Genomic DNA, 23,948 nt, shown 5'->3' on the forward strand with positions numbered 1-23,948 from the left:
CGCCGCCATCGACCGGTAGCGCCGGGCCGCGCCCGGCCCCCAACCATCGGCCGTTGCCCCTGCCGGCCCCAGCGGCTATGGTCCCGGGCTGTTCTGTCGTACCGGATCGCCTCATGTCGCCACGCAAAACCCTTCCTGCCGCCCTGGCCCTGGGCCTCACCCTCGCTGCGGGCGCCCATGCCGATGAAGGCATGTGGATGCCGACCCAGCTGCCGGAGCTGGCCAAGCCGCTGCGCGCAGCGGGCTTCATGGGCGATCCGGCTGACCTGGCCAACGTCACCGCACCACCGCTGAGCGCTGTGGTGCGGGCCGGCGGCGGCACCGGTTCGTTCGTTTCCGCCGACGGACTGCTGTTGACCAACCACCATGTGGCGATGGGCGTGATCCAGTACAACAGTTCGCCCGAGCACAACCTGATCGACAACGGCTTCATCGCTCAGGGGCGCGCCGACGAGCGGCCGGCCAATCCGGACTTCCGTGTGCTGGTCACCGTCGGCTTCGACAAGGTGACCGATCAGGTGCTGGCCAATGCCCGTGGCAAGACCGGCCGTGCGTACTTCGATGCGGTCGATGCGGCCAGCAAGCGGATCGTGGCGGAGTGCGAGAAGAACGGCAGCGTGCGCTGCTCGGTGGCCAACATGTACTACGGCACCGATTTCTATCGCATTGCCCAGCTGGAACTGAGCGATGTGCGCCTGGTCTACGCGCCGCCGCGTGCGATCGGCAACTATGGCGACGAGATCGACAATTTCATGTGGCCGCGCCATACCGGCGATTTCACTCTGCTGCGTGCCTATGTCGGCAAGGATGGCAAGCCGGCCGCGTACAGCAAGGACAACGTGCCGTATCAGCCACCGGCGCACCTGAAGATGTCCGTTGAAGGTCCGAAGGAGGGCGATTACGCGATGCTGGCCGGTTACCCGGGCATCACCTACCGCCACCGCACCGCGGCCGAGTTCGCCAGCCAGGTCGATGCGGTGTTGCCGCGCCGGGTGTCGGTGTTCCAGCAGATGATCGACACCATCGAGGTGGCAACTGCCAAGGACGCGCAGGCGCGTACCCGTTACGCTTCGCAGCTGCAGTCGCTGAAGAACAACCGCAAGCGCGCCGCCGGTGAGCTGGAAGGCCTGCTGCGCAGCGATGCCAAGGCGCAGCGCGCTGCCGACGAGTCGGCCATGCTGGCGGCCACCGACCGCCGGTACCGGAGTGACATCCAGGCGTTGCTGGCCAATCTCTCGCAGGGTGCGGCGGTGGGTGAGCGCGACCTGCTGCTGGAGCAGATGGCCAACCAGAGCCAGCTGCTGCGCTCGGCGCTGCTGCTGGAACGCCTGCGCATCGAGTCGGCCAAGCCGGATGCACAGCGCGAAAGCGGTTACCAGCAGCGCGACCAGGCGATGATCGAGGGCGTACTCAAGCAGGTGCAGCGTCGGTATGCAGCGGAGGTCGAAAAGGCGCTGCTGACCACCCTGCTTACGCGATACCAGCAGTTGCCGGACGCGCAGCGCGTGGCCGAGTTCGATGCCGCCTTCGGCCGCACCCCGGCGCAGCTGGCGCAGGCGCTGGACACGCTTTACGCCAGCACCCGGCTGGGCGACGAGGCGCAGCGTCTCTCGCGCTTCGCCGCTGCGCGCGATGGCAAGGCCCTGGCACCCGATCCGCTGATCGCAGTGGCCGCGCCGCTGGTGGCGGCGCAGCTGCGCATCGAGAACGAGAGCAAGACCCGCGAAGGCGAGCAGCTGCGCCTGCGCCCGGCCTACATGCAGGCGCTGTTCGCCTGGCGTGCCAAGCAGGGCCGCGCGGTGTACCCGGATGCCAACCGTACCCTGCGCATCAGCTACGGCAAGGTCGAGGCACTGCACCCGCGTGACGGCGTGACCTACTCGCCGGTGACCACGGTGGCCGGTATCGTCGAGAAGAACACCAACGCCTATCCCTTCGATGCGCCGGCTCCGCTGCTGGCCGCCATCGCCAAGGGTGATTTCGGCAGCACGGCCGATCCGGCCCTGAAGACACAGACCGTCAACTTCCTGACCAACCTCGATACCACCGGCGGCAACTCGGGATCGCCCGTGCTCAATGCCAAGGGTGAACTGATTGGCCTGAACTTCGACAGCAACTGGGAATCGGTCAGTGCCAGCTGGTGGTTCGATCCGCGCTACAAGCGCGCCGTGCACGTGGACATGCGCTATCTGCGCTGGCTGCTGGCCAAGGTCTACCCGGCGCCGGAACTGTTGAAGGAAATGGGCGTTCCGGCCCAGTAAGACGCCGGCCACGACCCCGGTCGTGGCCCGCACCGCGTAGGCCCCCCACGCCGGTGGGGGGGTGTTGCCCCCAACGAGCCCGTACGTCTGGCCGCCTCTGGCCTACACTGCGGGTTCCTCTGACGGAAACGCGCGCGTGGTCTCCAGCTGGATCCTGCTGCTGGTCTCGGTTGCCTATGCCGCACTGCTGTTCGGCGTGGCATGGTGGGGCGACCGTCGGCCGATGTACCCGGACCGGCCCTGGCTGCGGCCGGTGGTCTACAGCCTGGCGCTGGCCGTGTACTGCTCGTCCTGGACCTTCTATGGCGCGGTGGGCACCGCCGTGCGCAACGGTATCGGCTACCTGCCGATCTACATCGGGCCGCTGCTGCTGCTGCTGTTCGGCTGGCGCATCATCGAGCGCCTGGCCCTGATCGCCCGCAGCCAGAACGTGGTGTCCATCGCCGATTTCATCTCCTCGCGCTTCGGCCGCTCGCGGCGCCTGGCCGCGCTGGTGGCGATCATCGCCCTGATCGGCATCGTTCCCTACCTGGCCCTGCAGTACAAAGCGGTGGCGATGAGCCTGCAGGTGCTGACCGGCAACACCGGCCCGACCGGCTTCTTCAGCGATCCCGCACTGTATGTCGCCCTGCTGATGGCCCTGTTCGCCACGCTGTTCGGCACGCGCCAGGTGGATGCCACCGAGCATCACCACGGCATGATGCTGGCGATCGCGCTGGAATCGGTGATCAAGCTGCTGGCGATGCTCGCCGTTGGCGTATTCGCCTATGTGTGGCTGACCGACCGCACCGATGCGGTGGTCGAGTCGGTGCATACGCTGTTCACCGGATTGCCGCCGGTGGGATTCATTTCGCAGACCCTGCTCAGTTTCCTCGCCATCGTCTGCCTGCCGCGCCAGTTCCATGTCGCGGTGGTCGAATGTGGCGATGTACGCGACGTGCGCCGCGCACGCTGGATGTTCGGTGGTTACCTGGTGCTGATCTCGGCGATGGTGCTGCCCATCGCCACCGCGGGCGTCACGTTGTTCGGCACCGGCGGCAGCGTCGCCGACGATGCGATGGTGCTGGCGCTGCCGCTGGCCGAAGGCCGCAACGCACTGGCGCTGGTCGCCTATGTGGGTGGCTTCTCTGCGGCCACCGGCATGGTCATCGTCTCATCCATCGCGCTGGCCACCATGGTCAGCAATGATCTGGTGATGCCGGTGCTGCTGCGCCGCAGTGGCGATCACCAGGAAGCAGCCGACGTGGCCTCGCGCGTGCTGTGGATCCGCCGCCTGGCGATCCTGCTGCTCGCGTTGATGGCGTACAGCTACTACCGCAGCAGCAGCAACGACAGCACCCTGGCGTCCTACGGCCTGATGGCGTTCGCCGCGGTAGCGCAGTTCGCACCGGGCCTGATCGGCGGCCTGTACTGGCGTGGCGCCAGCCGCCGCGGCGTGGAAACCGGCATGCTGCTCGGCTTCGCCACCTGGCTCTATACCCTGTTGCTGCCGGCGATGACCATGGCGGGATGGGTCGACGCCGGCTGGGTCCAGCAGGGTCCGTTCGGCATCGAATGGCTGCGCCCGCAGCAGCTGTTCGGCATGACCGGCTGGGATCCGCTGACCCACGGCACCTTCTGGTCGCTGCTGGTCAATGCGGCAACGATGATGCTGGTGTCTGCACGCTGGCGGCCGGGGGTGGACGAGCGACTGCGTGCTGCGCCCTTCCTCGATCCGTACGCCGAGCGCCCCTCGGTAGCCGGCGGCTGGCCGGGCCACGTGCACGTGGGCGACCTGCTGGCGCTGGCCTCGCGCGTGGTGGGCGAGCGCCATGCGCGGCGTTCGTTCTTCGAGCAGGCGCAGTCGCTGGGCCGCGAACTGCAGTCTTCTGCGCCGGCCGACCGGCCCTGGGTGCAGTTCACCGAGCGCCTGCTGGCCGCGTCGATCGGTGCCGCCTCCGCGCGCCTGCTCCTGACCAGCCTGCTGCGCGGCTCCGGCATGGACCTGGGTGAGGTGGTGGCGGTGCTGGACGAAGCCGGACAGGAACTGCGCTTCAACCGCGAGATCCTGTCCACCACGCTGGAGAACATCAGTGCAGGTGTCAGCGTGGTCGATCCGGACATGCGCCTGACGGCGTGGAACCGCCGCTACCAGGACATGTTCGGCTACCCCGACGGCATGCTGTACGTGGGCCGCCCGGTGGCCGACCTGATCCGCTACAACGCCGAACGGGGCGAGCTGGGCGAGGGCGACATCGAGGTGCAGATCAACCGCCGCATCGGCTACATGCGCGCCGGTTCACCGCACGTGTTCGAGCGCACGCGCAGCGACGGCAAGGTGATCGAGATGCGTGGCCAGGCCTTGCCTGGCGGCGGCTATGTGACCAGCTACAACGACATCACCGATTACAAGCACGCCGAGAAGGCGCTGCTGGAAGCCAACGAAACGCTGGAACAGCGCGTCGCCGAGCGCTCCCACGAAGCTGAAGCCGCCCAGCAGTCGAAGACCCGCTTCCTGGCCGCGATCAGCCATGACGTGCTGCAGCCGCTCAATGCCGCGCGCCTGTTCGCTTCGGCGCTGCGTGACAGCGTTCATGTGAGCGACGAGCAGAAGCATCTGGCCGAGCGCGTGGATGCCTCGCTTCGCGCGGCCGAGGAGCTGCTGGATGGCCTGCTGGACGTATCGCGGCTGGATGCAGGTGGGTTGCATCCGGTCATCGGCGAGTTCGACGTCAGCGCGCTGATGCGCGAGCTGGCCGCACAGTACACGCCGGTTGCCGCCGGCCGTGGCCTGCGCCTGGATCTGTTCGCGCGCCCGGCATGGGTGCGCAGCGACCGGCGCCTGCTGCGGCGTGTGCTGCAGAACTTCCTGGCCAACGCGCTGCGCTATACACGGCAGGGCCGCATCGTGCTGGCCGTGCGCCACCGGGGCGAGGAAGTGGAACTGCAGGTGTGGGATACCGGCCCCGGCATCCCGGAGCATCACATGCGGCAGATCTTCGATGAGTTCCATCGCTACCAGCAGCCCTTCGACTGGGGCGAGCAGGGCCTGGGCCTGGGCCTGTCGATCTGCCAGCGCATCTCGCGCCTGCTGGACCATCGGCTCAACGCACGCAGCCGCGTCGGCAGCGGGTCGATGTTCTCGATCATCCTCCCGCGCGTGGCGCCTCTGCCGGGCTACACCGAGCCTGCCACGGCGGTCCAGGTGGCCGCCACGCCGGTGCGCAGCGATTCGCTGGCCGGCCTGCGCGTGCTGTGCGTGGACAATGACGAGGAAATCCTCGACGGCATGCGTGCGCTGCTGGGTCGCTGGCAGGTACAGGTGATCACCGCCGCCACCGTCGACCAGGCGCTGGAGAAGATCGCCGAGCGCCCGCAGGTGATGCTGGTGGATTACCACCTGCACGACCGCATGGATGGCCTGGATGCGCTGGTGGCACTGCGCGAGGCAGCGGGCTATCCGCTGCCCGGCGCCCTGCTCACTGCCGATGGTCGCGATGAGTTGAAGCGGATGGCGCGCGAGCGGGGTTATCGGGTGCTGACCAAGCCGATCAAGCCGGCCTCGCTGCGCGCCTTCCTCGGCGCGCTGCGCGACGCCGGCAGCAACGAAGCCTGATGGGCAACTCTAGAGCCGAGCCTATGCTCGGCTCCTGCGCGCGGCATGGTGTTCCGTGGCCCGGACGAACAGCAGCCGAGCACTGGCTCGGCTCTACAAGAATCCACTTGCGCGGCCCCTCTGTAGAGCCGAGCCCATGCTCGGCTCCGCGCGCAGCCCGGCGCTGATATAGCCATCGCTATACAAACCAGCCCTGCCTGCGCGTTTCACCAGAAATGTGCCAGGCGCGAATCGCGATGCTAAGCTTCGCGTCCCCTTGGGGAGTAGCCGGATTCCTACGCAGGAATCGTCCACGTCAACATACTCGGCCAGTGCGCCGTGGCGTGGACAACCATGATGGTTGGCGAGACCAGCGGCCCGCGCGCGCAACGTCAGGTTGGGCGCGAGCGCAGGCCGTGCGTCCGTCCAAGCCCGACCTCAGCAAGCACACATGTCCCCCATTTCGATCCTCCTGATCGGCTTTGCCATGTCCACCGATGCCTTCGCCGCGGCGATCGGCAAGGGCGCGGCGATGCGCAAGCCGGTGTTCCGCGATGCACTGCGTGCCGGCATCATCTTCGGCGTCATCGAGGCGATCACGCCCATCATCGGCTGGTTGCTCGGCCGCGCCGCCCTGCAGTACGTCGAAGCCTTCGATCATTGGATCGCCTTCGGCCTGCTTGGCGCTCTGGGCATCCACATGATCTACAACGGCCTGCGTCCGGATGAGGGTGAAGAGGATGAAGACCCCTCGCAGCACCACGGCTTCTGGAAGCTGGCGCTGACGGGATTCGCCACCAGCATCGATGCGATGGCGGTGGGTATCGGCCTGGCGTTCATGGATGTCCATATCGGCGTGATGGCGGCGGTCATCGGCCTGTGCACGCTCACAATGGTCACCGTCGGCATCATGCTCGGCCGCGTGCTGGGCAGCATGGTTGGCAAGCGTGCCGAGATCATTGGCGGCGCGATCCTGGTGATCATCGGCGCGACGATCCTGTACGAACACCTGCGCGGCGTGGGCTGAGCAGGGGCTACCTGTAGAGCCGAGCCCATGCTCGGCTGGCGTATGAAGCAGCCGAGCATGGGCTCGGCTCTACGTCAGGGTGTTGGCTGACAGGCATTGCGGTGTTGCACTGATGGAGAGGCTGTCATGCGTGCCATAGCCTCTTCGCATGGCCAGTCCCGCACTTCGTTATGGTCGTTGGTCGCATACCGGCAATGTCTATGCGCTTACCACGGTAACGCACGCGCGTCGTCCCTGGTTCATAGACAAGGCCAACGTTGAGCTGCTGATCGAAGCCCTGCGCACGGTAGAGCGGACCGGTCGTACCTTCTCCCTGGGCTGGGTGATCATGCCCGACCACCTGCATTGGTTGATGGAGTTGCGTACCGGCACGCTGGCCGGCTGCATGCAGATCCTGAAGTCCAGGAGTGGAAGATCCATCGCCACGCGCGTTGATGCGAATGTGCCGATCTGGCAGCCGGGGTACTACGACCATGCGTTGCGCAGTGATGAATGCCTGCACACGCAGGCGAGATACATTGCGGCCAATCCCGTGCGTGCAGGGTTGGCTACCCGTATCGCGGAGTACCCCTATGCCTGGAGTCGATGGCCGCTTGAGGCATGATTGGCATTGAGGCGAAGAGCAGCCGAGCACGGGCTCGGCTCTACGAGGGCATCACAAGACCCCGTGCACGGCTCCGCAGCCCGGCACGATCAGTCTTCTTCCGGCGGCAGCACGATCGCGTCGTCGTCGATGGCCAGCTTGCCGGCCATCAGCACCGCCTGGGTGCGGTTGGTCACGCCCAGCTTGCGCAGGATCGCGGTCACATGTGCCTTGATCGTCGCTTCGGAGACGTTGAGGTCGTAGGCGATCTGCTTGTTCAGACGGCCGGCGCCCAGCATCTGCAGCACGCGGAACTGCTGCGGCGTCAGCTCGCGCAGGCGCTGGCCGACCTCGCGTTCCTCGCGCTCGGTGGGTGGCACGTTGTGTGCCTCCGGCGGGGCCCACGTCTCGCCGTCGAGGATGGTGCCCAGCGCATGACCGATGGTGTCCGAGTCGGCGGACTTGGGAATGAAGCCCAGCGCACCGTGATCGAGCGCACGGCGCATCACCGTGGGCTCCTCCCGCGCGGAGACGACCACCACCGGCAGGTGAGGATGCAGCGAGCGCATGTGCACCAGTGCGTTGAAACCCTGTGCACCCGGCATGTTGAGGTCCATCAGGACCAGGTCGGCATCGTTGTGCTGGTCGGCCAGCGCATACAGCGCTTCCACGCTGTCAGCCTCGAACAGCTGCACGCCGGGGATGACCCGCTGTACGGCCCCACGCAGGGCTTCGCGGAACAGCGGGTGGTCATCTGCAATCAGGAGGGTGGTCATGGTCGGGGGGAACCGTGGGGAAACTGTTCGGGGGCCAGGCCCCTGGGGTCAGAGCCCTTTCCCTGCGGAAAGGGGTCCGACCCCGGGTCGTACGTCAGCGTACCTTGCGTTCGTCCACCAGTGACGCCACCACCGACGGATCGGCCAGGGTCGAGGTGTCGCCGAGCTGGTCCGGCGCGTTTTCAGCAATCTTGCGCAGGATGCGGCGCATGATCTTGCCCGAGCGGGTCTTGGGCAGGCCCGGTGCCCACTGCAGGTGGTCCGGGGTGGCGATCGGCCCGATTTCCTTGCGCACCCATGCGATCAGCTCCTTGTGCAGCTCTTCGCTCGGCGCTTCCTCGGCCACCAGGGTGACGTAGGCATAGATGCCTTGGCCCTTGACGTCGTGCGGGAAGCCGACGACGGCGGCTTCTGCCACCTTCGGGTGCGAGACCAGCGCGCTTTCGACCTCGGCGGTGCCGATGCGGTGGCCGGACACGTTGATCACATCGTCCACGCGGCCGGTGATCCAGTAGTAGCCGTCTTCGTCGCGGCGGCAACCGTCGCCGGTGAAGTAGCTGCCCGGATACGTGCGGAAATAGGTGTCGATGAAGCGCTGGTGGTCGCCGTACACCGTGCGCATCTGGCCCGGCCAGGAATCACGGATGATCAGATTGCCTTCGGTCGGGCCGTCCTGGATCTCGCCATCGGCATTCACCAGCGCCGGCTGTACGCCGAAGAAGGGCAGGGTGGCCGACCCCGGCTTGAGGTCCATCGCACCGGCCAGCGGCGAAATCAGGATGCCGCCGGTCTCGGTCTGCCACCAGGTATCGACGATCGGGCAGCGGCTGTCGCCGACCACCTCGTAGTACCAGCGCCAGGCCTCGGGATTGATCGGCTCGCCGACGCTGCCGAGCAGGCGCAGCGAGGCGCGCGAGGTCTTCTTCACCGGCTCCTCGCCTTCGCGCATCAGTGCACGGATGGCGGTCGGGGCGGTGTAGAAGATCGACACCTTGTGCTTGTCGATGACGTTCCAGAAACGCGAGGTGTCCGGGTAGTTCGGCACGCCCTCGAACATCAGCGAGGTCGCGCCGTTGGCCAGCGGGCCGTACACGATGTAGCTGTGGCCGGTGACCCAGCCGACGTCGGCGGTGCACCAGTAGATGTCGTCCTCGCGCAGGTCGAACACCGCTTCGTGGGTGTATGCCGCGTACAGCAGATAACCGCCGGTGGTGTGGAGCACGCCCTTCGGCTTGCCGGTGGAACCGGACGTGTAGAGGATGAACAGCGGATCCTCGGCGTTCATGCGCTCCGGCTCGCAGGTGGAGGGCTGGCTGTCCACGACGTCATGGAACCAGCGGTCGCGCGGGGCCTGCATGTCCACCGCGCCGCCGGTGTGGCGCACCACCAGCACGGTCTCCACGGTGTTGGTGCCCGGCAGTTTCAGCGCTGCATCGACGTTGGCCTTCAGCGGAACCTTGCGGCCACCGCGCAGGCCCTCGTCGGCGGTGATGATGAGCTTGCTCTGGCAGTCGCTGACACGATCGGCGATCGAGTTCGGCGCGAAGCCACCGAACACCACCGAGTGGATCGCACCGATGCGCGCGCAGGCCAGCATGGCCACGGCAGCATCGACGATCATCGGCAGGTAGATGGTGACCCGGTCACCCTTGCCGACGCCCAGGTTGCGCAGCGCATTGCCGAGCCGGCAGGTGCGCTCGTACAGCTCGCGATAGGTCACGTGCTGGGCCGGTGCGTCCGGGCTGTCCGGCTCGAACAGCAGGGCGGTCTTGTCGCCACGGCTGTCCAGCTGGCGGTCAAGGCAGTTGACGCTGGCGTTGAGCTCGCCGTCCTCGAACCACTTGATGTGGAAGTCGGCCAGGTCGTAGCTGACGTTCTTGATCTTCGTCGGCGTGCGCATCCATTGCAGGCGCTCGGCGGCCTTGCCCCAGAAACCCTCCGGGTCGGTCACAGAAGCCTGGTACTGCTGTTGGTAGGACGTCTTGTCGATGCGTGCCTTGGCGGCGAACTGCGGATCGACGGGGTAGATATCAGCCATGGCACCCTCACTTGCACGTTGACTTTGTATGTGCGGTCGCAGCATCGCAACGACCGATCCCCCTCAGTTTGCCCCATCCACCCCCGGCCGCGTCACCACTGTGCTTAGACCATGGTCGAAAGTGAGCGCCCTGCGGGCCCGGCTTCGACCAATGGCGAATAGCCGGTGCGCGCATGTGCCCCGCAGTCTCGGCTCGACCGTGCCCCACGCGCGGCATCACCTTGCCACTTGGGAGAGAGGGCAACATGAGCCACCGTACGTTGAAAGCCGTGCGCACACCTTTGGCGGCCTGCCTGCTGGTCGCCCTGGTCGCACCGGGCATGGCGTTCGCAGAGACCGCCAAAGAGAAAGCACTCGAATCACGCATCGCCGAACTGGAGCGCCAGGTCCAGCTGCTGCTGTCTTCGCAGCAACAGCAGCAGACCCAGATCGCCCAGACCCAGCAGGCGGTGACCGAAGTCCGCACCGTGCAGTCCGAGCAGAAGCCGGCGGTGCCGGCCGGCAAGCAGCCGATCCAGGTCACCACCATCACTCCCGGTGCCGCACCGGGTACCACGGTCAAGATCGGTGGCTTCATCAAGGCTGACTTCCTGGCGACCCAGACCAGCGACGGCCAGCTGGCCGACGATGCCACCGGCCGTTCGCTGTATCTGCCAGGCCAGACCCCGGTGGAAGGTGCCGGCGGAAACGGCAGGCGTTCGGGCACCGACTACAACGCCCACGCAAAGTTCTCGCGCTTCAACCTGGGCATCGACAACGTGAGCGAGTCCGGCAACAAGGCCGGCGCGTTCTTCGAGATGGACTTCTTCGGCAACTCGCTCGGCAACCAGACCGCCACCAACACCTACGGTGTCACCCTGCGCCATGCCTACATGTACTGGAACAACTGGCTCGCCGGCCAGACCTGGTCCAACTTCATGGACGCGGCCGCATTGCCGGAAGCGGTCGACTTCGTCGGCCCGACCGACGGTGTGATCTTCGTACGCCAGGCACAGGTGCGTTACACCAGCGGCGGCTTCAGCGTTGCCCTGGAAAACCCGGAAACCACCACGCTTACCGGTACCCGCAATCCGGTCACGGGTGCCTGGACCAACGCCAGCGCCAACTCCGATCGCGGCAGCCTGCCGGATCTGACGATGCGTTACGGCTGGAAGGGCGACTGGGGCACCTTCGGCGTCGGCGGCATCGTCCGCCAGCTGAAGGTCGACAACCAGACCACCGGCGCCAAGGCCGACAAGGTTGCCGGCGGCCTGACCCTGGGCGGCAAGTGGGTGATGGGCGACAGTGATTCGCTGCATTACCAGTTCACCGGAGGCGAGGGCATCGCGCGTTACATCGGCCTGGGCATCACCGCCGACTCGGCCTATGACATCGCCCGCGACGAGCTCAATCCGACCGGCGTTCTGGCCGGCTACGTGGGCTGGCGCCATGCGTTCTCGCCGAAGCTGCGCACCAACCTGATCTATGCGCGCAGCGACTACGACAACGACAGCGTGCTGGGCCCGCTGGTCACCAAGAGCGTGCAGAGCATCCGCGGCAACATCTTCTACTCACCGCTGCCCAAGGTCGATGTCGGCGCCGAGCTGATGTATGGCCGCCGCGAGATCGAGAACGGCAACAAGGGTGACATCACCCGGCTGCAGTTCACCACGAAGTACAGCTTCTGACGGCGCGCCGACCCAGGTCGGCCGCTACCGATACTGAGTGCCGACCCACCGTCGGCACCTACCAACAACGATTGCTTCGGAGGGGAAGCGTCTCATGTCCAGCACACCCAGCACCGCGCACAATCCCGCGGGCACCCTAACCAAGGGCCACAAGAAAGTCATCTTCGCTTCGAGCCTGGGTACGGTCTTCGAGTGGTATGACTTCTTCCTGTACGGCTCGCTCGCCGCCATCATCGCCAAGCAGTTCTTCAGCGGTGTCAATGAAACCACGGGCATGATCTTCGCCCTGCTGGCGTTCGCCGCCGGCTTCTTCGTGCGACCGTTCGGCGCGGCCTTCTTCGGCAGCCTCGGCGACCGCATCGGCCGCAAGTACACCTTCCTGGTCACCATCCTGATCATGGGCATCTCGACCTTCCTGGTCGGTGTGCTGCCCAACTACGCGTCGATCGGCTTTGCCGCGCCGGTGATCCTGATCATCCTGCGTCTGGCCCAGGGCCTGGCGATGGGTGGCGAATACGGCGGCGCGGCGACCTACGTGGCCGAGCATGCCCCGGACGACAAGCGTGGCCTGTACACCAGCTTCATCCAGTGCACCGCCACGCTGGGCCTGTTCATGTCGCTGCTGATCATCCTGGCCTGCCGCTACTTCCTGGGCAATGAAGCATTTGAAGCCTGGGGCTGGCGCATTCCGTTCCTGGTGTCCATCGTGCTGCTGGGCATCTCGGTGTGGATCCGCCTGCAGCTGAGTGAGTCGCCGCTGTTCCAGCAGATGAAGTCGGAAGGCAAGGGCTCCAAGACGCCGTTCCGTGACAGCCTGAAGGGCGGCAACCTGAAGCTGATGCTGCTGGTCCTGCTCGGCGCAGCGGCCGGCCAGGCCGTGGTCTGGTACGGCGGCCAGTTCTATGCGCTGTTCTTCCTCAGCAGCATGCTGAAGGTCGACGCCACCACCTCCTACCTGCTGATCGCAGCCGCACTGGCGCTGGGTGTGCCGTTCTTCATCTTCTTCGGCTGGCTGTCCGACCGTATCGGCCGCAAGAAGATCATCCTCGCCGGCTGCCTGCTGGCTGCCGTGACTTACATCCCGATCTTCAAGGGCCTGACCCACTTCGCCAACCCGGCCATCGAAGAGGCCCGCAGCAGCTCGCCGGCCCTGGTCGTGGCCGATCCGTCCACCTGCTCGTTCCAGTTCGATCCGGTCGGCCTACGCAAGTTCACCAGCTCCTGTGACGTGGCCACCGCCGCGTTGACCAAGGCGGGCGTGCCGTACGACGTGCAGCCGGCAGCGGCGGGTTCGCTGGCGATCGTCAATGTCGGCAGCGCCAGCGTCACCTCGTATGAAGCGGCGGGACTGAGCAAGGACGAAGGCAAGGCCAAGGCCGACGCGTTCGGTGCCGAACTGAAGACCGCCCTGACCACCGCCGGCTACCCGGCCAAGGCGGACAGCGCGCGCATCAACATTGCGGGCACGATCTTCATGCTGTGGCTGCTGGTGCTGTACGTGACCATGGTCTACGGCCCGATCGCCGCCTACCTGGTCGAGCTGTTCCCGACCCGCATCCGCTACACCTCGATGTCGCTGCCGTATCACATCGGCAACGGCTGGTTCGGTGGCTTCTTGCCGGCGATCTCCTTCGCGCTGGTGGCCGGTACCGGCAACCTGTACTACGGCCTGTGGTATCCGATCGCGATCGCGCTGATGTCGGTGGTGATCGGTGGCCTGTTCCTGCGTGAAACCAAGGACGTGGATATCACCAAGTAGGAATGATGTTCACCGGATGAAGGAGAGGCCGTGGTGCAGACCACGGCCTTTTCGTTGCCCTGTAGCGCCGAGCCATGCTCGGCGACCGCGCAGCGCGCGGCACAAAACTCCGCAGACGCGAAAAGACAGCGTTCAATGCCGTAATCGTGGTTGAAAAGCATCCGAAGCCACCCGCTATCTCGCGCCCAGGGTCAGATCCCTTTCGCGCGCGAAAGGGATCTGACCCCGTCGGACAGTGCCGCACCCCGTATAGTCGGCCCATGACGACCACCGCCCCAGCCGACCTCCCCGACCTCCTGCACACCCTGCGCAGCGCCTGGCAGTCGCAGCGCCCGTCGCTGGATCAGCGCGAAGCCGACCTGCGCCGCCTGCGCGAGGCGCTGAAGCCGCGTCTGGATGAAATGGCCCAGGCCATCGCCGAGGACTTCGGCCATCGCGCCCACGTTGAATCGAAACTGGCCGATGGCATGAGCGTGCTGTCGGCCATCGACCACCTGCGGCGCCACCTGCGGCGCTGGTCGAAGCCGCAGCGGGCATCGGCGGGATGGAAGTTGTGGCCGGCGCGCGCGCAGCTGCGGCCGACCCCGTTGGGCGTGGTCGGGGTGATCTCGCCGTGGAACTACCCGGTCACGCTGGCATTGGTGCCACTGGCCACCGCCATCGCTGCCGGCAACCATGTGTTGCTGAAGCCGTCTGAGCTTACGCCGCGCACCAGCGCGTTCCTGGCCGATCTGCTGGCCAGTGTGTTCCCGCCCGATCGGGTGGCGGTGGTGCAGGGTGGTGCGGACGTGGCGGCGGCGGTGTCGTCGCTGCCGTTGGACCATCTGCTGTTCACCGGTTCCACCGCCGTGGGCCGCAAGGTGATGGCGGCTGCGGCCGAACATCTGGTGCCGGTCACGCTGGAACTGGGCGGCAAGTCGCCGGCCATCGTCTGCCGTGATTTCCCGCTGGACAAAGCCGCCGCACGGCTGGCCACCGGCAAGTGGTTCAACGCGGGCCAGACCTGCATCGCGCCGGATTACGTGCTGATCGATAGCGCGCGTCAGCGCGAGTTCGTGCAGGCGCTGCAGCAGCAGGTACGCGAGCGCTATGGTGACTTCAGCGAGGCCGGCGACTACACGCGCATCATCAACGAAGGCCAGTACCAGCGCCTGCAGGGCTATCTGGCACAGGCGCGGCAACGCGGGGTGCCGGTGATTCCGCTGGCGCACGTGGATGAGGCTCGCGCCGACCGCGAGCGCCTGCTGGTGCCGACCGTGGTGCTGGACCCGCCGGACGATCTGGACCTGATGCGCGAGGAGATCTTCGGGCCGATCCTGCCGGTGCGCGCCTACCCGGATCTGGATGCGGCGCTGGTCGACGTTCTCTCCCGCGACCGGCCGCTGGCGCTGTATCCCTTCAGCCACGACCGCGCCACCGTGGAGCGCATTCTCGCCAACGTGGTGGCCGGGGGAGTGACGGTCAACGACACGCTGCTGCACTTCGCCGCCGATGGCCTGCCGTTCGGCGGGGTGGGCGCCAGCGGCATGGGCGCGTACCACGGCCGCGCCGGGTTCGATGCGATGAGCAAGCGGTTGCCGGTGCTGTGGCAGTCGCGCTGGGCGGCCAGCGACAGGCTGCGGCCGCCGTATTCGAAGATTGCGGGGATGTTGAAGCTGCTGCTGCGGTGAAGCCACGCATGGCCTGGCTCTACTGGTAGGTGCCAACCAAGGTTGGCGCCTACCAAAGCAGGCCCGGGTAGAATGCCCCCATGAAGATCGCCTCGTGGAACGTCAATTCGCTCAACGTCCGCCTGCCGCACCTGGAGCAGTGGCTCAAGGAGTTCGGCCCGGACATCATCGGCATCCAGGAAACCAAGCTGGAGGACCACAAGTTCCCGGATGCGGCGTTGATCGGCGCCGGCTACCGCAGCGTATTCGCCGGCCAGAAGACCTACAACGGCGTGGCACTGCTGTCACGCGAGCCGGCGCAGGACGTGCAGATCGGCATTCCGGGTTTCGAGGACGAGCAGAAGCGCGTCATCGCCGGCACCTTTGGCGACCTGCGGGTGATCAACCTGTATGTGGTCAACGGCCAGGACGTCGGCACCGACAAGTATGCGTACAAGCTGCGCTGGCTGGAGGCCGTGCACGCCTGGATCGGCGAGGAACTGCAGCGGCACCCGAAGCTGGTCGTGCTGGGTGACTTCAACATCGCCCCGGACGCCCGCGACGTGCATGATCCGGAGGTGTGGAACGAGAACCACATCCTCACCTCCACCGCCGAGCGCGGCGCGCTGAACAAGCTGCTGCAGCTGGGCCTGCACGACGGTTTCCGGCTGCACAACGAGGAAGCCGGCACGTTCAGCTGGTGGGATTACCGCGCGGCGGGCTTCCGCCGCAATCTGGGCCTGCGCATCGACCTCACCCTGGTCTCCGATGCGCTCAAGGGCGGCGCCGTGGCGTCCGGCATCGACCGCGAGCCACGTACCTGGGAGCGCCCCAGCGACCACGCGCCGGCCTGGGTGCAGTTGGGGTGAGGTAGCGCCGGGCCGTGCCCGGCGAGCGCAGCGGTCGGTGGCAGTCGCCGGGCCATGCCTGGCGCTGCCCGTCGGATCAACGTATGCTCTTGCGGGTGAACAGGTTGACGATCGCCAGCAGGATCACCGCACCGATCAGCGAGAACAGGAAGGTGCGGATGGTGATCGCTTCGTTGATGCCGCCGCCGAACAGCCAGCCGGAAATCAGCGCGCCGACGATGCCGACCACGATGTTGAGAATGATGCCCTGCTGCGCATCGCGCTTCATGATGATGCTTGCCAGCCAGCCCACGATGCCGCCGACGATCAGCCAGATGATGATGCCCATGATCGAACCTCCGGTGGAAAACCGTGACCAGTTGACGCGCATGGCTGTGAACCCGTCGTGCAATCGCGTGACGGTTGCGTGCGGATGAGCTTGCCAGCCACCCTGGACGGCCCCTGGCGCTTCGGCCCGGTCACGGTCTGGCGGCGGCCACACGTGCCGGGCCAGCGCGGTGAGCCGCAGGCCCGGCAGGTGCTGGCACAGGCGCTGGATCTCGCGCCGGAGGCATTGCCGCTGGTCCGCGACGACAAAGGCCGACCCGAGCTGACCGGCGCACTGGCCGACCACGGCACGGGCTGGAGCCACAGTGGCGACGTGCTGCTGGTGGCGCTGGGTGAAGGTGTACGGCTCGGCGTGGACCTGGAACTGCTGCGCCCGCGCCCGCGCCTGCTGGAAATCGTGCAGCGCTTCTTCCATCCGCAAGAGGTGGCCTGGCTGCAGGGCCTGGACGCCGCGGAACGCGAACACTGGTTCTTCCGTGTCTGGTGCGCCAAGGAGGCGCTGCTGAAGGCACACGGGCAGGGCATTTCGTTCGGCCTGCATCGCCTGCAGCTGGCGCCAGGTGTCGACGGCGCCCTGCACCTGCGCTGGTGCGACCCTGCGCTGGGTGATGCCCGGCAGTGGCATCTGCACGAATGGCAGGCCAGCGGCCAGTTCCGTGCCGCATTGGCCTGGTATCCGCAATGAAGCGGCGAATCAGCCCGGGAAACGGGCGATAATGGCGGCATGAGCGAACACGAACTTCCCGCCGGCGTGACCGCCACGCTGGAGCAGGGCCTGGCCGGCATGGGCCTGGACGCCGCACTGGCGCCGCCGCTGCTGCGCTACCTGGGCCTGCTGCACCGCTGGAACGGCACCTACAACCTCACCGCCATCCGCGACCCGCAGGAGATGGTCACCCGTCACCTGCTCGATTCGCTGGCCATGCAGCCGTTCGTGGCCGACGGCCGCCTGGCCGACCTGGGTACCGGTCCTGGGCTGCCCGGTATCCCGCTGGCGATCGCCTGCCCGGGTCTGCAGGTCACCCTGGTCGAGAGCAACGGCAAGAAGGCCCGCTTCATGCGCGAGGCCGTGCGCCAGCTCGGCCTGGGCAATGCCCGCGTGGCCGAGTCGCGCGCCGAAGCGCTGGACGAGGCCGGCCACTACGACCAGTTGACCGCCCGCGCGATGGACACGCTGGCCGGCATCATCCGCGTCGGTGGCCACCTGCTGCGTCCTGGCGGCGTGCTGCTGGCGATGAAGGGCGTCTACCCGCATGAAGAGATCGCCGCACTGCCGGCAGGCTGGCAGGTGCGCGACGTGGCCCCGTTGAGCGTGCCCGGCCTGGCGGGCGAGCGCCACCTGGTCACCGTTACAGGCCCCTGATCCCGCCGCCAACCCTTTGCGCGACAAGGGGTTGGCGATCCACGATTTCCGCCCGGGCCCGGTTGTACGCATAATGACCGGTCCCAGCATCCGTCGACGAGGCACACCCGCATGGCCCGCATCATCGCCATCGCCAACCAGAAGGGTGGCGTCGGCAAGACCACGACCGCCGTCAACCTGGCCGCTTCCCTGGCCAACGCACCCAAGCGCGTGCTGTTGGTCGACCTGGATTCGCAGGGCAACGCGACCATGGGCAGTGGTGTGGACAAGCGTGAGCTGGCGGCGTCCACCTGCGACCTGCTGCTGGGCGAGAACACCGCCGCCGACGTGCGTGTGCAGACCGCGGAAGGCTACGACCTGCTGCCCGGCAACATCGACCTGACCGCAGCCGAAATCCAGCTGATGGCGCAGGGCGAGCGCGAGCAGCGCCTGAAGCGCGCGCTGGCGCCGATCCGCGACGAGTACGACTACATCCTGATCGACTGCCCGCCGGCGCTTTCACTGCTGACGCTCAACGCACTGGCCGCCGCCGATTCGGTGATCGTGCCGATGCAGTGCGAGTACTACGCGCTGGAAGGTCTGAGTGCTCTGGTGGAAACCATCGAGGCGCTGCGCGCCAGCCTGAACCCGGCGCTGGAGATCGAGGGCGTGCTGCGTACCATGTTCGATGTGCGCAACAACCTGGCCAACGCCGTATCGGCCGAACTGACCGAACACTTCGGCGACCGCGTGTTCCGTACCATCGTGCCGCGCAACGTGCGCCTGGCTGAAGCGCCCAGCCACGGCCAGAGCATCGTCGGCTACGACCGCGCCTCGCGCGGCGGCGTGGCTTACCTGGGCCTGGCCGGCGAGATCATCCGTCGCAACAACGAACGCAACAAGGCCACCAAGGCCGTGGAGACCGTCTGATGACCAGCAGCAAGCCGGCAGCCAAGAAGCGAGGCCTCGGCCGTGGCCTGGATGCGCTGCTCGGTCCGAAGGGAGCGGTCAGCCAGGTGCAGGCCACCACCGCGGTGATCGAACCGTTGCCGGGTGAGGTGCTGCGCAAGCTGCCGGTCGGCCAGCTGCAGCCGGGCAAGTACCAGCCGCGTCGCGAAATGGACGAGGGCAAGCTGTCCGAACTGGCGGACTCGATCCGGTCGCAGGGCGTGATCCAGCCGATCCTGGTGCGTCAGCTGCCGGCGGGCAACTTCGAGATCGTCGCCGGCGAACGCCGCTGGCGCGCCTCGCAGCTGGCCGGTCTGGACGAAGTGCCGGTGGTGGTGCGCGAACTGGAAGACCGCACCGTCATCGCGATGGCGCTGATCGAGAACATCCAGCGCGAAGACCTCAACCCGCTGGAAGAAGCCGAGGCGCTGCAGCGCCTGATCAGCGAGTTCACCCTGACCCATGCCGAGGCGGCCGAGGCCGTCGGCCGCTCGCGCGCGGCGGTGTCCAACCTGCTGCGCCTGCTGGAACTGCCGGTGGCCATCCGCCTGCTGCTGGAAACCCGCCGCCTGGAAATGGGCCACGCCCGCGCGCTGCTGACCCTGGCCCCGGAACTGGCCGGCAAGCTGGCGCAGGAAGCGGCCGATGAAGGCTGGTCGGTGCGTGAAGTGGAGCGCCGCGCGCAGGCCTTCGCCGCCGGCAAGGTGCCGAGCAACCGCCCGGCGGCCACGCCGAAGGTGCAGCAGGCCGACATCGCCTCGCTGGAAACCGAACTGTCCGAGTCGCTGGGGACCAAGGTGGCGATCAGCCACGGCCGCGGCGGCAAGGGCAAGCTGATCATCCACTACACCGATCTGGATACCCTCGACGGCGTGCTGGAAAAGCTGCGGACCCGCCAGGGCTGAGTCGCCCGGCACGTGGACAGAGACCTGCAATGACCATCCTGCTCACCGGCGCTGCCGGCTTCATCGGTGCCTACACCGCCCGCGCGCTGCTGGAGGCGGGCCAGCCGGTGGTGGGCCTGGACAACTTCAACGACTACTACGACCCGCAGATCAAGCGGGACCGCGTGGCCGCGCTGTGCCCCACGCTGGATCTGCGCACGCTTGACCTGACCGACCGTGAAGGCCTGGCCGCGCTGTTCGACGAACTGCAGCCGAGCGCGGTGATCCATCTGGCTGCGCAGGCCGGGGTGCGCTACTCGCTGGAGAATCCGCAGGCCTACGTCGACAGCAACCTGGTCGGCTTCGTCAACATCCTGGAACTGTGCCGCCACCGCGGCGTGCAGCATCTGGTCTACGCCTCCAGCAGTTCGGTGTACGGCGATTCGGCCACGCCGCCGTTCTCCGAGGACCAGCGCGTGGACCAGCCGCGCTCGCTGTACGCGGCCACCAAGGCTGCCAACGAGCTGATGGCGCACACCTACGCGCAGCTGTATGGCCTGCATGCCACCGGCCTGCGCTTCTTCACCGTGTACGGCGCGTGGGGACGGCCGGACATGGCGCCGCTGCTGTTTTCGCGTGCCGTCCTGGCCGGGCGCCCGATCGAGGTGTTCAACCAGGGGCGCATGCAGCGCGATTTCACACATGTCTCCGACATCGTGTCGGGTATCCTCGGCGCGCTCGCGCACCCGGCCGATGGTCCGGTACCGCATCGGGTATTCAACCTCGGCAACCATACGCCGGTCGAGCTGGAGCGCTTCATCAGCGTCATCGAGCAGGCCGCCGGCCGCCCTGCGCAGAAGGTCTACAAGCCGATGCAGCCGGGCGACATGGTCCGCACGATGGCCGACACCCGCCGCGCACATGACGCATTCGGCTTCGATGCGGTGACCCCGATCGAGCAGGGGCTGCCGCCCGTCGTCCAGTGGTGCCGCGAGTATTTCGGCGATCGCGCCTGAGGAGCAATCCTCACACAGCCGGATTCATCTTCGGATAACCTCGGCTTCGGAGAATGCGCGGTCTTTGTCCCCTCTTGGCCGAGTGACCCATGAGCCAACCCGAGCTTTCCGTTGTCGTCCCCGTATTCAACGAGCGCGACAATGTCGCGCCCCTGATCGCCGAAATCGTCGCGGCACTGCGGGGCCGGTTGCCGTTCGAGATCGTCTATGTCGACGATCACTCCCGCGATGACAGCCTGGCGGTGCTGCAGGGCCTGAAAGCCACCACGCCGGAGCTGCGGGTGCTGCACCATGTCGAGCAGAGCGGGCAGAGCACAGCGGTGCGCACCGGTGTCAAGCATGCCCGTGCGCCGTGGATCGCCACCCTGGATGGTGATGGCCAGAACGATCCGGCCGACATCCCCAAGCTGCTGGCGGCCCGCGATGCTGCCGACGGGCAGGTGAAGCTGTTTGCCGGCTGGCGCGTCAACCGCCAGGACAGCGGCAGCAAGCGCTGGGCCAGTCGCTGGGCCAACCGCATCCGGGCGCGCATGCTGCGCGACGATACGCCCGACACCGGCTGCGGCATCAAGCTGTTCGAGCGCGAAGCCTTCCTCGACCTGCCGTATTTCGACCACATGCACCGCTATCTGCCGGCGCTGATGCAGCGTGCCGGTTGGAAGACCACCAGCGTGCCGGTCAACCATCGTCACCGTACCGCTGGCGTCTCCAAGTACAACAACCTCGGCCGTGCGCTGGTCGGCATCCGCGACCTGCGGGGCGTTGCCTGGCTGATCACCCGCAGCAGGCGTACCGCGGTGGAAGAACGATGATGGCGTTGCACTGGCTCGACCAGCCGCTGACCTGGTTGTTCTGGACCGGCCTGCATGTGACAGGCTGGAAGCTGATCGGCTATACCGGCGCACTGATGTTCGGCGGCCGCTGGCTGGTCCAGTTCATCGCCTCCCGGCGTGCCGGCAAGCCGGTCATCCCGCGCCTGTTCTGGTACATGAGCGTGATCGGCAGCCTGATGACGCTGAGCTACTTCCTGTTCTCGGCCAAGCAGGATTCGGTGGGCGTGCTGCAGAACCTGTTCCCGGCGTTCACCGCGCTGTACAGCCTGCACCTGGACATCCGGCACCGCGGCTGGAAGCGGGACAAAGCCAGCCATTGAGGTAGCGCCGGAGAGGCGTCCGTTCTGCACGCTGCGCGCTCGCGGGGCATGGCCCCGCGCTACCGATCCAACCGTTGAGGCGGCACCTGGGCGGGATCGAACGCCGTTAGCGCCGGGCCATGCCCGGCGAAGGTGTGCGGTCCCCGCGTTACCGGTCCTGCAGCGCAGGCAGGACTTTTGAACCATGCCCCGGCTGTCCGGCGGTGCCATGATCGGCGTCTGCCTTCCCGGGAACCTGTGCTCGTGAAAACCCGTCTTGCCGTTGCCCTGCTCATCGCCCTGTCCGCTCCGGCTGCCGTCGTGGCGGCTCCGCCCGCGCTCGCGGCGTCCGCCCCTGCGACCACCGAATCGGCGGCCGATGCCGCCTTCCGCGCGCTGTACGAAAAGGAATGGAAGTGGCGCCAGGCCGGGGGCGGTGAAGCCAGCGAGGATGGCGACGCGCCGGCCAACGCCACGCGGCTGCCCGATGTGGGCGCGGCCGCGCAGCAGGCGCGCCTGAAGGTCTGGGACCAGACCCTGGCCGAGCTGAAGAAGATCGACCCGAAGACACTCAGCGCCGACAACCAGGTGAACTACGCGATCTACCGCGACCAGGTGTTCAACCTCGCCGAGGAGGTGCGTCTGCGGGCCTACGAGATGCCGTTCAACTCCGATTCCTCGTTCTGGTCCAATCTCTCGTTCATGGCCCGGCGCGAGATGAAGACCGCGCAGGACTTCCGCAACTACATCGCACGCCTGGACGACGTGCCGCGCTATTTCGGCCAGCAGACCGAGAACATGCGCGCCGGACTCAAGCGGGGTTTCAGCGTGCCCCGCGCGGTGCTTGACGGGCGCGAGGTCTCCATCGCCACCGTCGCCGAGCTGAAGGACCCCACCGAGTCGCCGCTGTACGCGCCGTTCAAGAAGCTGCCGGCCAGCATACCGGCGGCCGAGCAGGCGCAGCTGCAGGCGCAGGCCCGTGCGGCGATCAGCGGCAAGGTGGTGCCGGCCTTCCAGCAGCTGCGTACCTTCTTCGTCAATGAGTACGTCCCGCAGGCGCGTACCACCCTGGCGGCCGAAGCGATGCCGGAGGGCAAGGCGTTCTACAGGCAGCAGATCTACGAATACACCACGCTGGACCTGTCGCCGGATGAGATCCATCGCATCGGCCTGGGCGAAGTCGCGCGCATCCAGAAGGAGATGAACGACATCATCCAGCAGGTCGGCTTCAAGGGCAGCTTCGGCGAATTCCTGACCTTCCTGCGCACCGATCCGCAGTTCTACGCCAAGACCCCGAACGAGCTGCTGTATCGGGCGGCGTGGATCTCCAAGCGCATCGATGGTGTCATCGGCAAGTACATGACGCTGCCGCGCGCGCGCTTCACCATCGTGCCGGTGCCGCCGGACATCGCGCCGTTCTGGACCGCAGGCCGCGGTGGCATGGGCACCTATTGGCTCAACACCTACAACCTGCCGGCGCGGCCGCTGTACAACCTGCCAGCGCTGACCCTGCACGAGTCCGATCCCGGTCATGCCCTGCAGGGCGCGCTCGCCGCCGAACAGGGCGAACAGCCCGAGTTCCGCCGCAACGCCTACATCTCCGCCTACGGCGAAGGCTGGGGCCTGTACAGCGAGAAGCTGGGCGTGGAGATGGGCATCTATGAAACCCCCTACGAGGATTTCGGTCGCCTCACCTACGAGATGTGGCGCGCGGCACGCCTGGTGATCGATACCGGGGTGCACAGCAAGGGCTGGACCCGGGAACAGGCCATCGCCTACCTGCGTGACCATACCGCGCTGAGCGAGCACGAAGTGACCACCGAAGTGGATCGCTACATCTCCTGGCCGGGCCAGGCGTTGAGCTACAAGCTCGGCGAGATCGCCATCGTGCGCCTGCGCGCGCAGGCCGAGAAGGAGCTGGGCGACAAGTTCGACGTCAAGGGTTTCCATGACGCCGTGCTCAAGCAGGGGTCGGTGCCGCTGCCGGTACTGGAGCAGCAGATCCAGGCCTATATCGCGCAGCGCAAGCAGGCCTGATCCGAAATGCCGCCGGGCATGGCCCGGCGCTACCGGAATGCGCGGTGGTAGCGCCGGGC

19 protein-coding genes and 1 riboswitch are annotated in these 23,948 nt (G+C 66.9%); of the genes, 16 read left to right on the forward strand and 3 right to left on the reverse strand.

Annotated features, from left to right (window positions below):
• Positions 1-113: 113 nt before the first annotated feature.
• The 4 genes from ACVOME_RS11610 (at position 114) to ACVOME_RS11625 (ending at position 7,466) form a co-directional block, all read left to right on the forward strand.
• On the forward strand, positions 114-2,261 hold the full coding sequence (locus tag ACVOME_RS11610) for a S46 family peptidase (protein ID WP_065181405.1): 2,148 nt from the start codon (positions 114-116) through the stop codon (positions 2,259-2,261).
• Between the two features lie 136 nt (positions 2,262-2,397).
• Complete coding sequence (locus tag ACVOME_RS11615; RefSeq protein WP_053517694.1) at positions 2,398-5,856, forward strand: hybrid sensor histidine kinase/response regulator; 3,459 nt, start codon at positions 2,398-2,400, stop codon at positions 5,854-5,856.
• A 252-nt stretch (positions 5,857-6,108) separates the two neighbouring features.
• Positions 6,109-6,198: riboswitch (yybP-ykoY riboswitch) on the forward strand.
• 88 nt (positions 6,199-6,286) lie between these two features.
• Entirely contained in the window at positions 6,287-6,862 is a 576-nt protein-coding gene (locus tag ACVOME_RS11620; protein WP_053517695.1) for a manganese efflux pump MntP, read from the forward strand.
• Between the two features lie 148 nt (positions 6,863-7,010).
• Positions 7,011-7,466: an REP-associated tyrosine transposase gene (locus ACVOME_RS11625; protein WP_053517696.1), complete on the forward strand. Its 456-nt coding sequence runs from the start codon at positions 7,011-7,013 to the stop codon at positions 7,464-7,466.
• 89 nt (positions 7,467-7,555) lie between these two features.
• On the opposite strand, the gene ACVOME_RS11630 is transcribed toward ACVOME_RS11625, so the two are convergent.
• Entirely contained in the window at positions 7,556-8,221 is a 666-nt protein-coding gene (locus ACVOME_RS11630) for a response regulator transcription factor (protein ID WP_459062443.1), read from the reverse strand.
• A 94-nt stretch (positions 8,222-8,315) separates the two neighbouring features.
• Positions 8,316-10,259 carry an acetate--CoA ligase gene (acs, locus tag ACVOME_RS11635; protein ID WP_065181408.1) on the reverse strand — a complete coding sequence of 648 codons (1,944 nt, stop codon included), beginning with the start codon at positions 10,257-10,259 and terminating at the stop codon, positions 8,316-8,318.
• A gap of 245 nt (positions 10,260-10,504) precedes the next feature.
• Here acs and ACVOME_RS11640 point away from each other — a divergent pair, with 245 nt between their 5' ends.
• The 4 genes from ACVOME_RS11640 (at position 10,505) to xth (ending at position 16,203) form a co-directional block, all read left to right on the forward strand.
• On the forward strand, positions 10,505-11,926 hold the full coding sequence (locus ACVOME_RS11640) for a DcaP family trimeric outer membrane transporter (protein WP_197571679.1): 1,422 nt from the start codon (positions 10,505-10,507) through the stop codon (positions 11,924-11,926).
• 94 nt (positions 11,927-12,020) lie between these two features.
• Positions 12,021-13,685 carry an MFS transporter gene (locus tag ACVOME_RS11645; RefSeq protein WP_053517700.1) on the forward strand — a complete coding sequence of 555 codons (1,665 nt, stop codon included), beginning with the start codon at positions 12,021-12,023 and terminating at the stop codon, positions 13,683-13,685.
• A gap of 260 nt (positions 13,686-13,945) precedes the next feature.
• Entirely contained in the window at positions 13,946-15,355 is a 1,410-nt protein-coding gene (locus ACVOME_RS11650; protein ID WP_481505107.1) for a coniferyl aldehyde dehydrogenase, read from the forward strand.
• A gap of 80 nt (positions 15,356-15,435) precedes the next feature.
• Positions 15,436-16,203 carry an exodeoxyribonuclease III gene (gene xth, locus ACVOME_RS11655; RefSeq protein WP_481505108.1) on the forward strand — a complete coding sequence of 256 codons (768 nt, stop codon included), beginning with the start codon at positions 15,436-15,438 and terminating at the stop codon, positions 16,201-16,203.
• A 76-nt stretch (positions 16,204-16,279) separates the two neighbouring features.
• On the opposite strand, the gene ACVOME_RS11660 is transcribed toward xth, so the two are convergent.
• Complete coding sequence (locus tag ACVOME_RS11660; protein ID WP_005411656.1) at positions 16,280-16,531, reverse strand: GlsB/YeaQ/YmgE family stress response membrane protein; 252 nt, start codon at positions 16,529-16,531, stop codon at positions 16,280-16,282.
• A gap of 84 nt (positions 16,532-16,615) precedes the next feature.
• Between ACVOME_RS11660 and ACVOME_RS11665 the strand changes: the two genes are divergently transcribed.
• From ACVOME_RS11665 to ACVOME_RS11700, 8 genes are all read left to right on the forward strand, one after another.
• Positions 16,616-17,215: a 4'-phosphopantetheinyl transferase family protein gene (locus ACVOME_RS11665; RefSeq protein WP_461289263.1), complete on the forward strand. Its 600-nt coding sequence runs from the start codon at positions 16,616-16,618 to the stop codon at positions 17,213-17,215.
• A 39-nt stretch (positions 17,216-17,254) separates the two neighbouring features.
• Entirely contained in the window at positions 17,255-17,893 is a 639-nt protein-coding gene (gene rsmG / locus ACVOME_RS11670; protein ID WP_053517711.1) for a 16S rRNA (guanine(527)-N(7))-methyltransferase RsmG, read from the forward strand.
• A 111-nt stretch (positions 17,894-18,004) separates the two neighbouring features.
• The gene (locus ACVOME_RS11675; RefSeq protein ID WP_053517712.1) at positions 18,005-18,802 is read left to right on the forward strand and encodes a ParA family protein; all 798 of its coding nucleotides are present in this window, start codon (positions 18,005-18,007) and stop codon (positions 18,800-18,802) included.
• A complete protein-coding gene (locus ACVOME_RS11680) occupies positions 18,802-19,725 on the forward strand; it encodes a ParB/RepB/Spo0J family partition protein (RefSeq protein WP_053517713.1) in 924 nt (307 codons plus the stop codon). Before ACVOME_RS11675 ends, ACVOME_RS11680 begins: the two co-directional genes overlap by 1 nt.
• A 29-nt stretch (positions 19,726-19,754) precedes the next feature.
• On the forward strand, positions 19,755-20,720 hold the full coding sequence (locus ACVOME_RS11685; RefSeq protein WP_065181412.1) for an NAD-dependent epimerase/dehydratase family protein: 966 nt from the start codon (positions 19,755-19,757) through the stop codon (positions 20,718-20,720).
• 89 nt (positions 20,721-20,809) lie between these two features.
• On the forward strand, positions 20,810-21,532 hold the full coding sequence (locus ACVOME_RS11690) for a glycosyltransferase family 2 protein (protein ID WP_065174256.1): 723 nt from the start codon (positions 20,810-20,812) through the stop codon (positions 21,530-21,532).
• Entirely contained in the window at positions 21,532-21,873 is a 342-nt protein-coding gene (locus tag ACVOME_RS11695) for a lipid-A-disaccharide synthase N-terminal domain-containing protein (protein WP_053517717.1), read from the forward strand. The genes ACVOME_RS11690 and ACVOME_RS11695 overlap by 1 nt, the downstream gene beginning before the upstream one ends.
• A 243-nt stretch (positions 21,874-22,116) precedes the next feature.
• Complete coding sequence (locus tag ACVOME_RS11700; protein ID WP_197600214.1) at positions 22,117-23,889, forward strand: DUF885 family protein; 1,773 nt, start codon at positions 22,117-22,119, stop codon at positions 23,887-23,889.
• Positions 23,890-23,948 lie beyond the last annotated feature (59 nt).

The sequence above is a fragment of the Stenotrophomonas sp. STEN008 genome, assembly GCF_056760435.1.

Bases quoted from the DNA above. Each gene is read 5' to 3' on its own strand.
- ACVOME_RS11625 (WP_053517696.1), top strand. From the start codon at position 7,011: ATGGCCAGTCCCGCACTTCGTTATGGTCGTTGGTCGCATACCGGCAAT.
- ACVOME_RS11640 (WP_197571679.1), top strand. From the start codon at position 10,505: ATGAGCCACCGTACGTTGAAAGCCGTGCGCACACCTTTGGCGGCCTGC.
- acs (WP_065181408.1), bottom strand. From the start codon at position 10,259: ATGGCTGATATCTACCCCGTCGATCCGCAGTTCGCCGCCAAGGCACGC.
- rsmG (WP_053517711.1), top strand. From the start codon at position 17,255: ATGAGCGAACACGAACTTCCCGCCGGCGTGACCGCCACGCTGGAGCAG.
- ACVOME_RS11695 (WP_053517717.1), top strand. From the start codon at position 21,532: ATGGCGTTGCACTGGCTCGACCAGCCGCTGACCTGGTTGTTCTGGACC.
- ACVOME_RS11680 (WP_053517713.1), top strand. From the start codon at position 18,802: ATGACCAGCAGCAAGCCGGCAGCCAAGAAGCGAGGCCTCGGCCGTGGC.
- ACVOME_RS11650 (WP_481505107.1), top strand. From the start codon at position 13,946: ATGACGACCACCGCCCCAGCCGACCTCCCCGACCTCCTGCACACCCTG.
- ACVOME_RS11665 (WP_461289263.1), top strand. From the start codon at position 16,616: ATGAGCTTGCCAGCCACCCTGGACGGCCCCTGGCGCTTCGGCCCGGTC.
- ACVOME_RS11620 (WP_053517695.1), top strand. From the start codon at position 6,287: ATGTCCCCCATTTCGATCCTCCTGATCGGCTTTGCCATGTCCACCGAT.
- ACVOME_RS11660 (WP_005411656.1), bottom strand. From the start codon at position 16,531: ATGGGCATCATCATCTGGCTGATCGTCGGCGGCATCGTGGGCTGGCTG.
- xth (WP_481505108.1), top strand. From the start codon at position 15,436: ATGAAGATCGCCTCGTGGAACGTCAATTCGCTCAACGTCCGCCTGCCG.
- ACVOME_RS11675 (WP_053517712.1), top strand. From the start codon at position 18,005: ATGGCCCGCATCATCGCCATCGCCAACCAGAAGGGTGGCGTCGGCAAG.
- ACVOME_RS11610 (WP_065181405.1), top strand. From the start codon at position 114: ATGTCGCCACGCAAAACCCTTCCTGCCGCCCTGGCCCTGGGCCTCACC.
- ACVOME_RS11690 (WP_065174256.1), top strand. From the start codon at position 20,810: ATGAGCCAACCCGAGCTTTCCGTTGTCGTCCCCGTATTCAACGAGCGC.
- ACVOME_RS11645 (WP_053517700.1), top strand. From the start codon at position 12,021: ATGTCCAGCACACCCAGCACCGCGCACAATCCCGCGGGCACCCTAACC.
- ACVOME_RS11685 (WP_065181412.1), top strand. From the start codon at position 19,755: ATGACCATCCTGCTCACCGGCGCTGCCGGCTTCATCGGTGCCTACACC.
- ACVOME_RS11630 (WP_459062443.1), bottom strand. From the start codon at position 8,221: ATGACCACCCTCCTGATTGCAGATGACCACCCGCTGTTCCGCGAAGCC.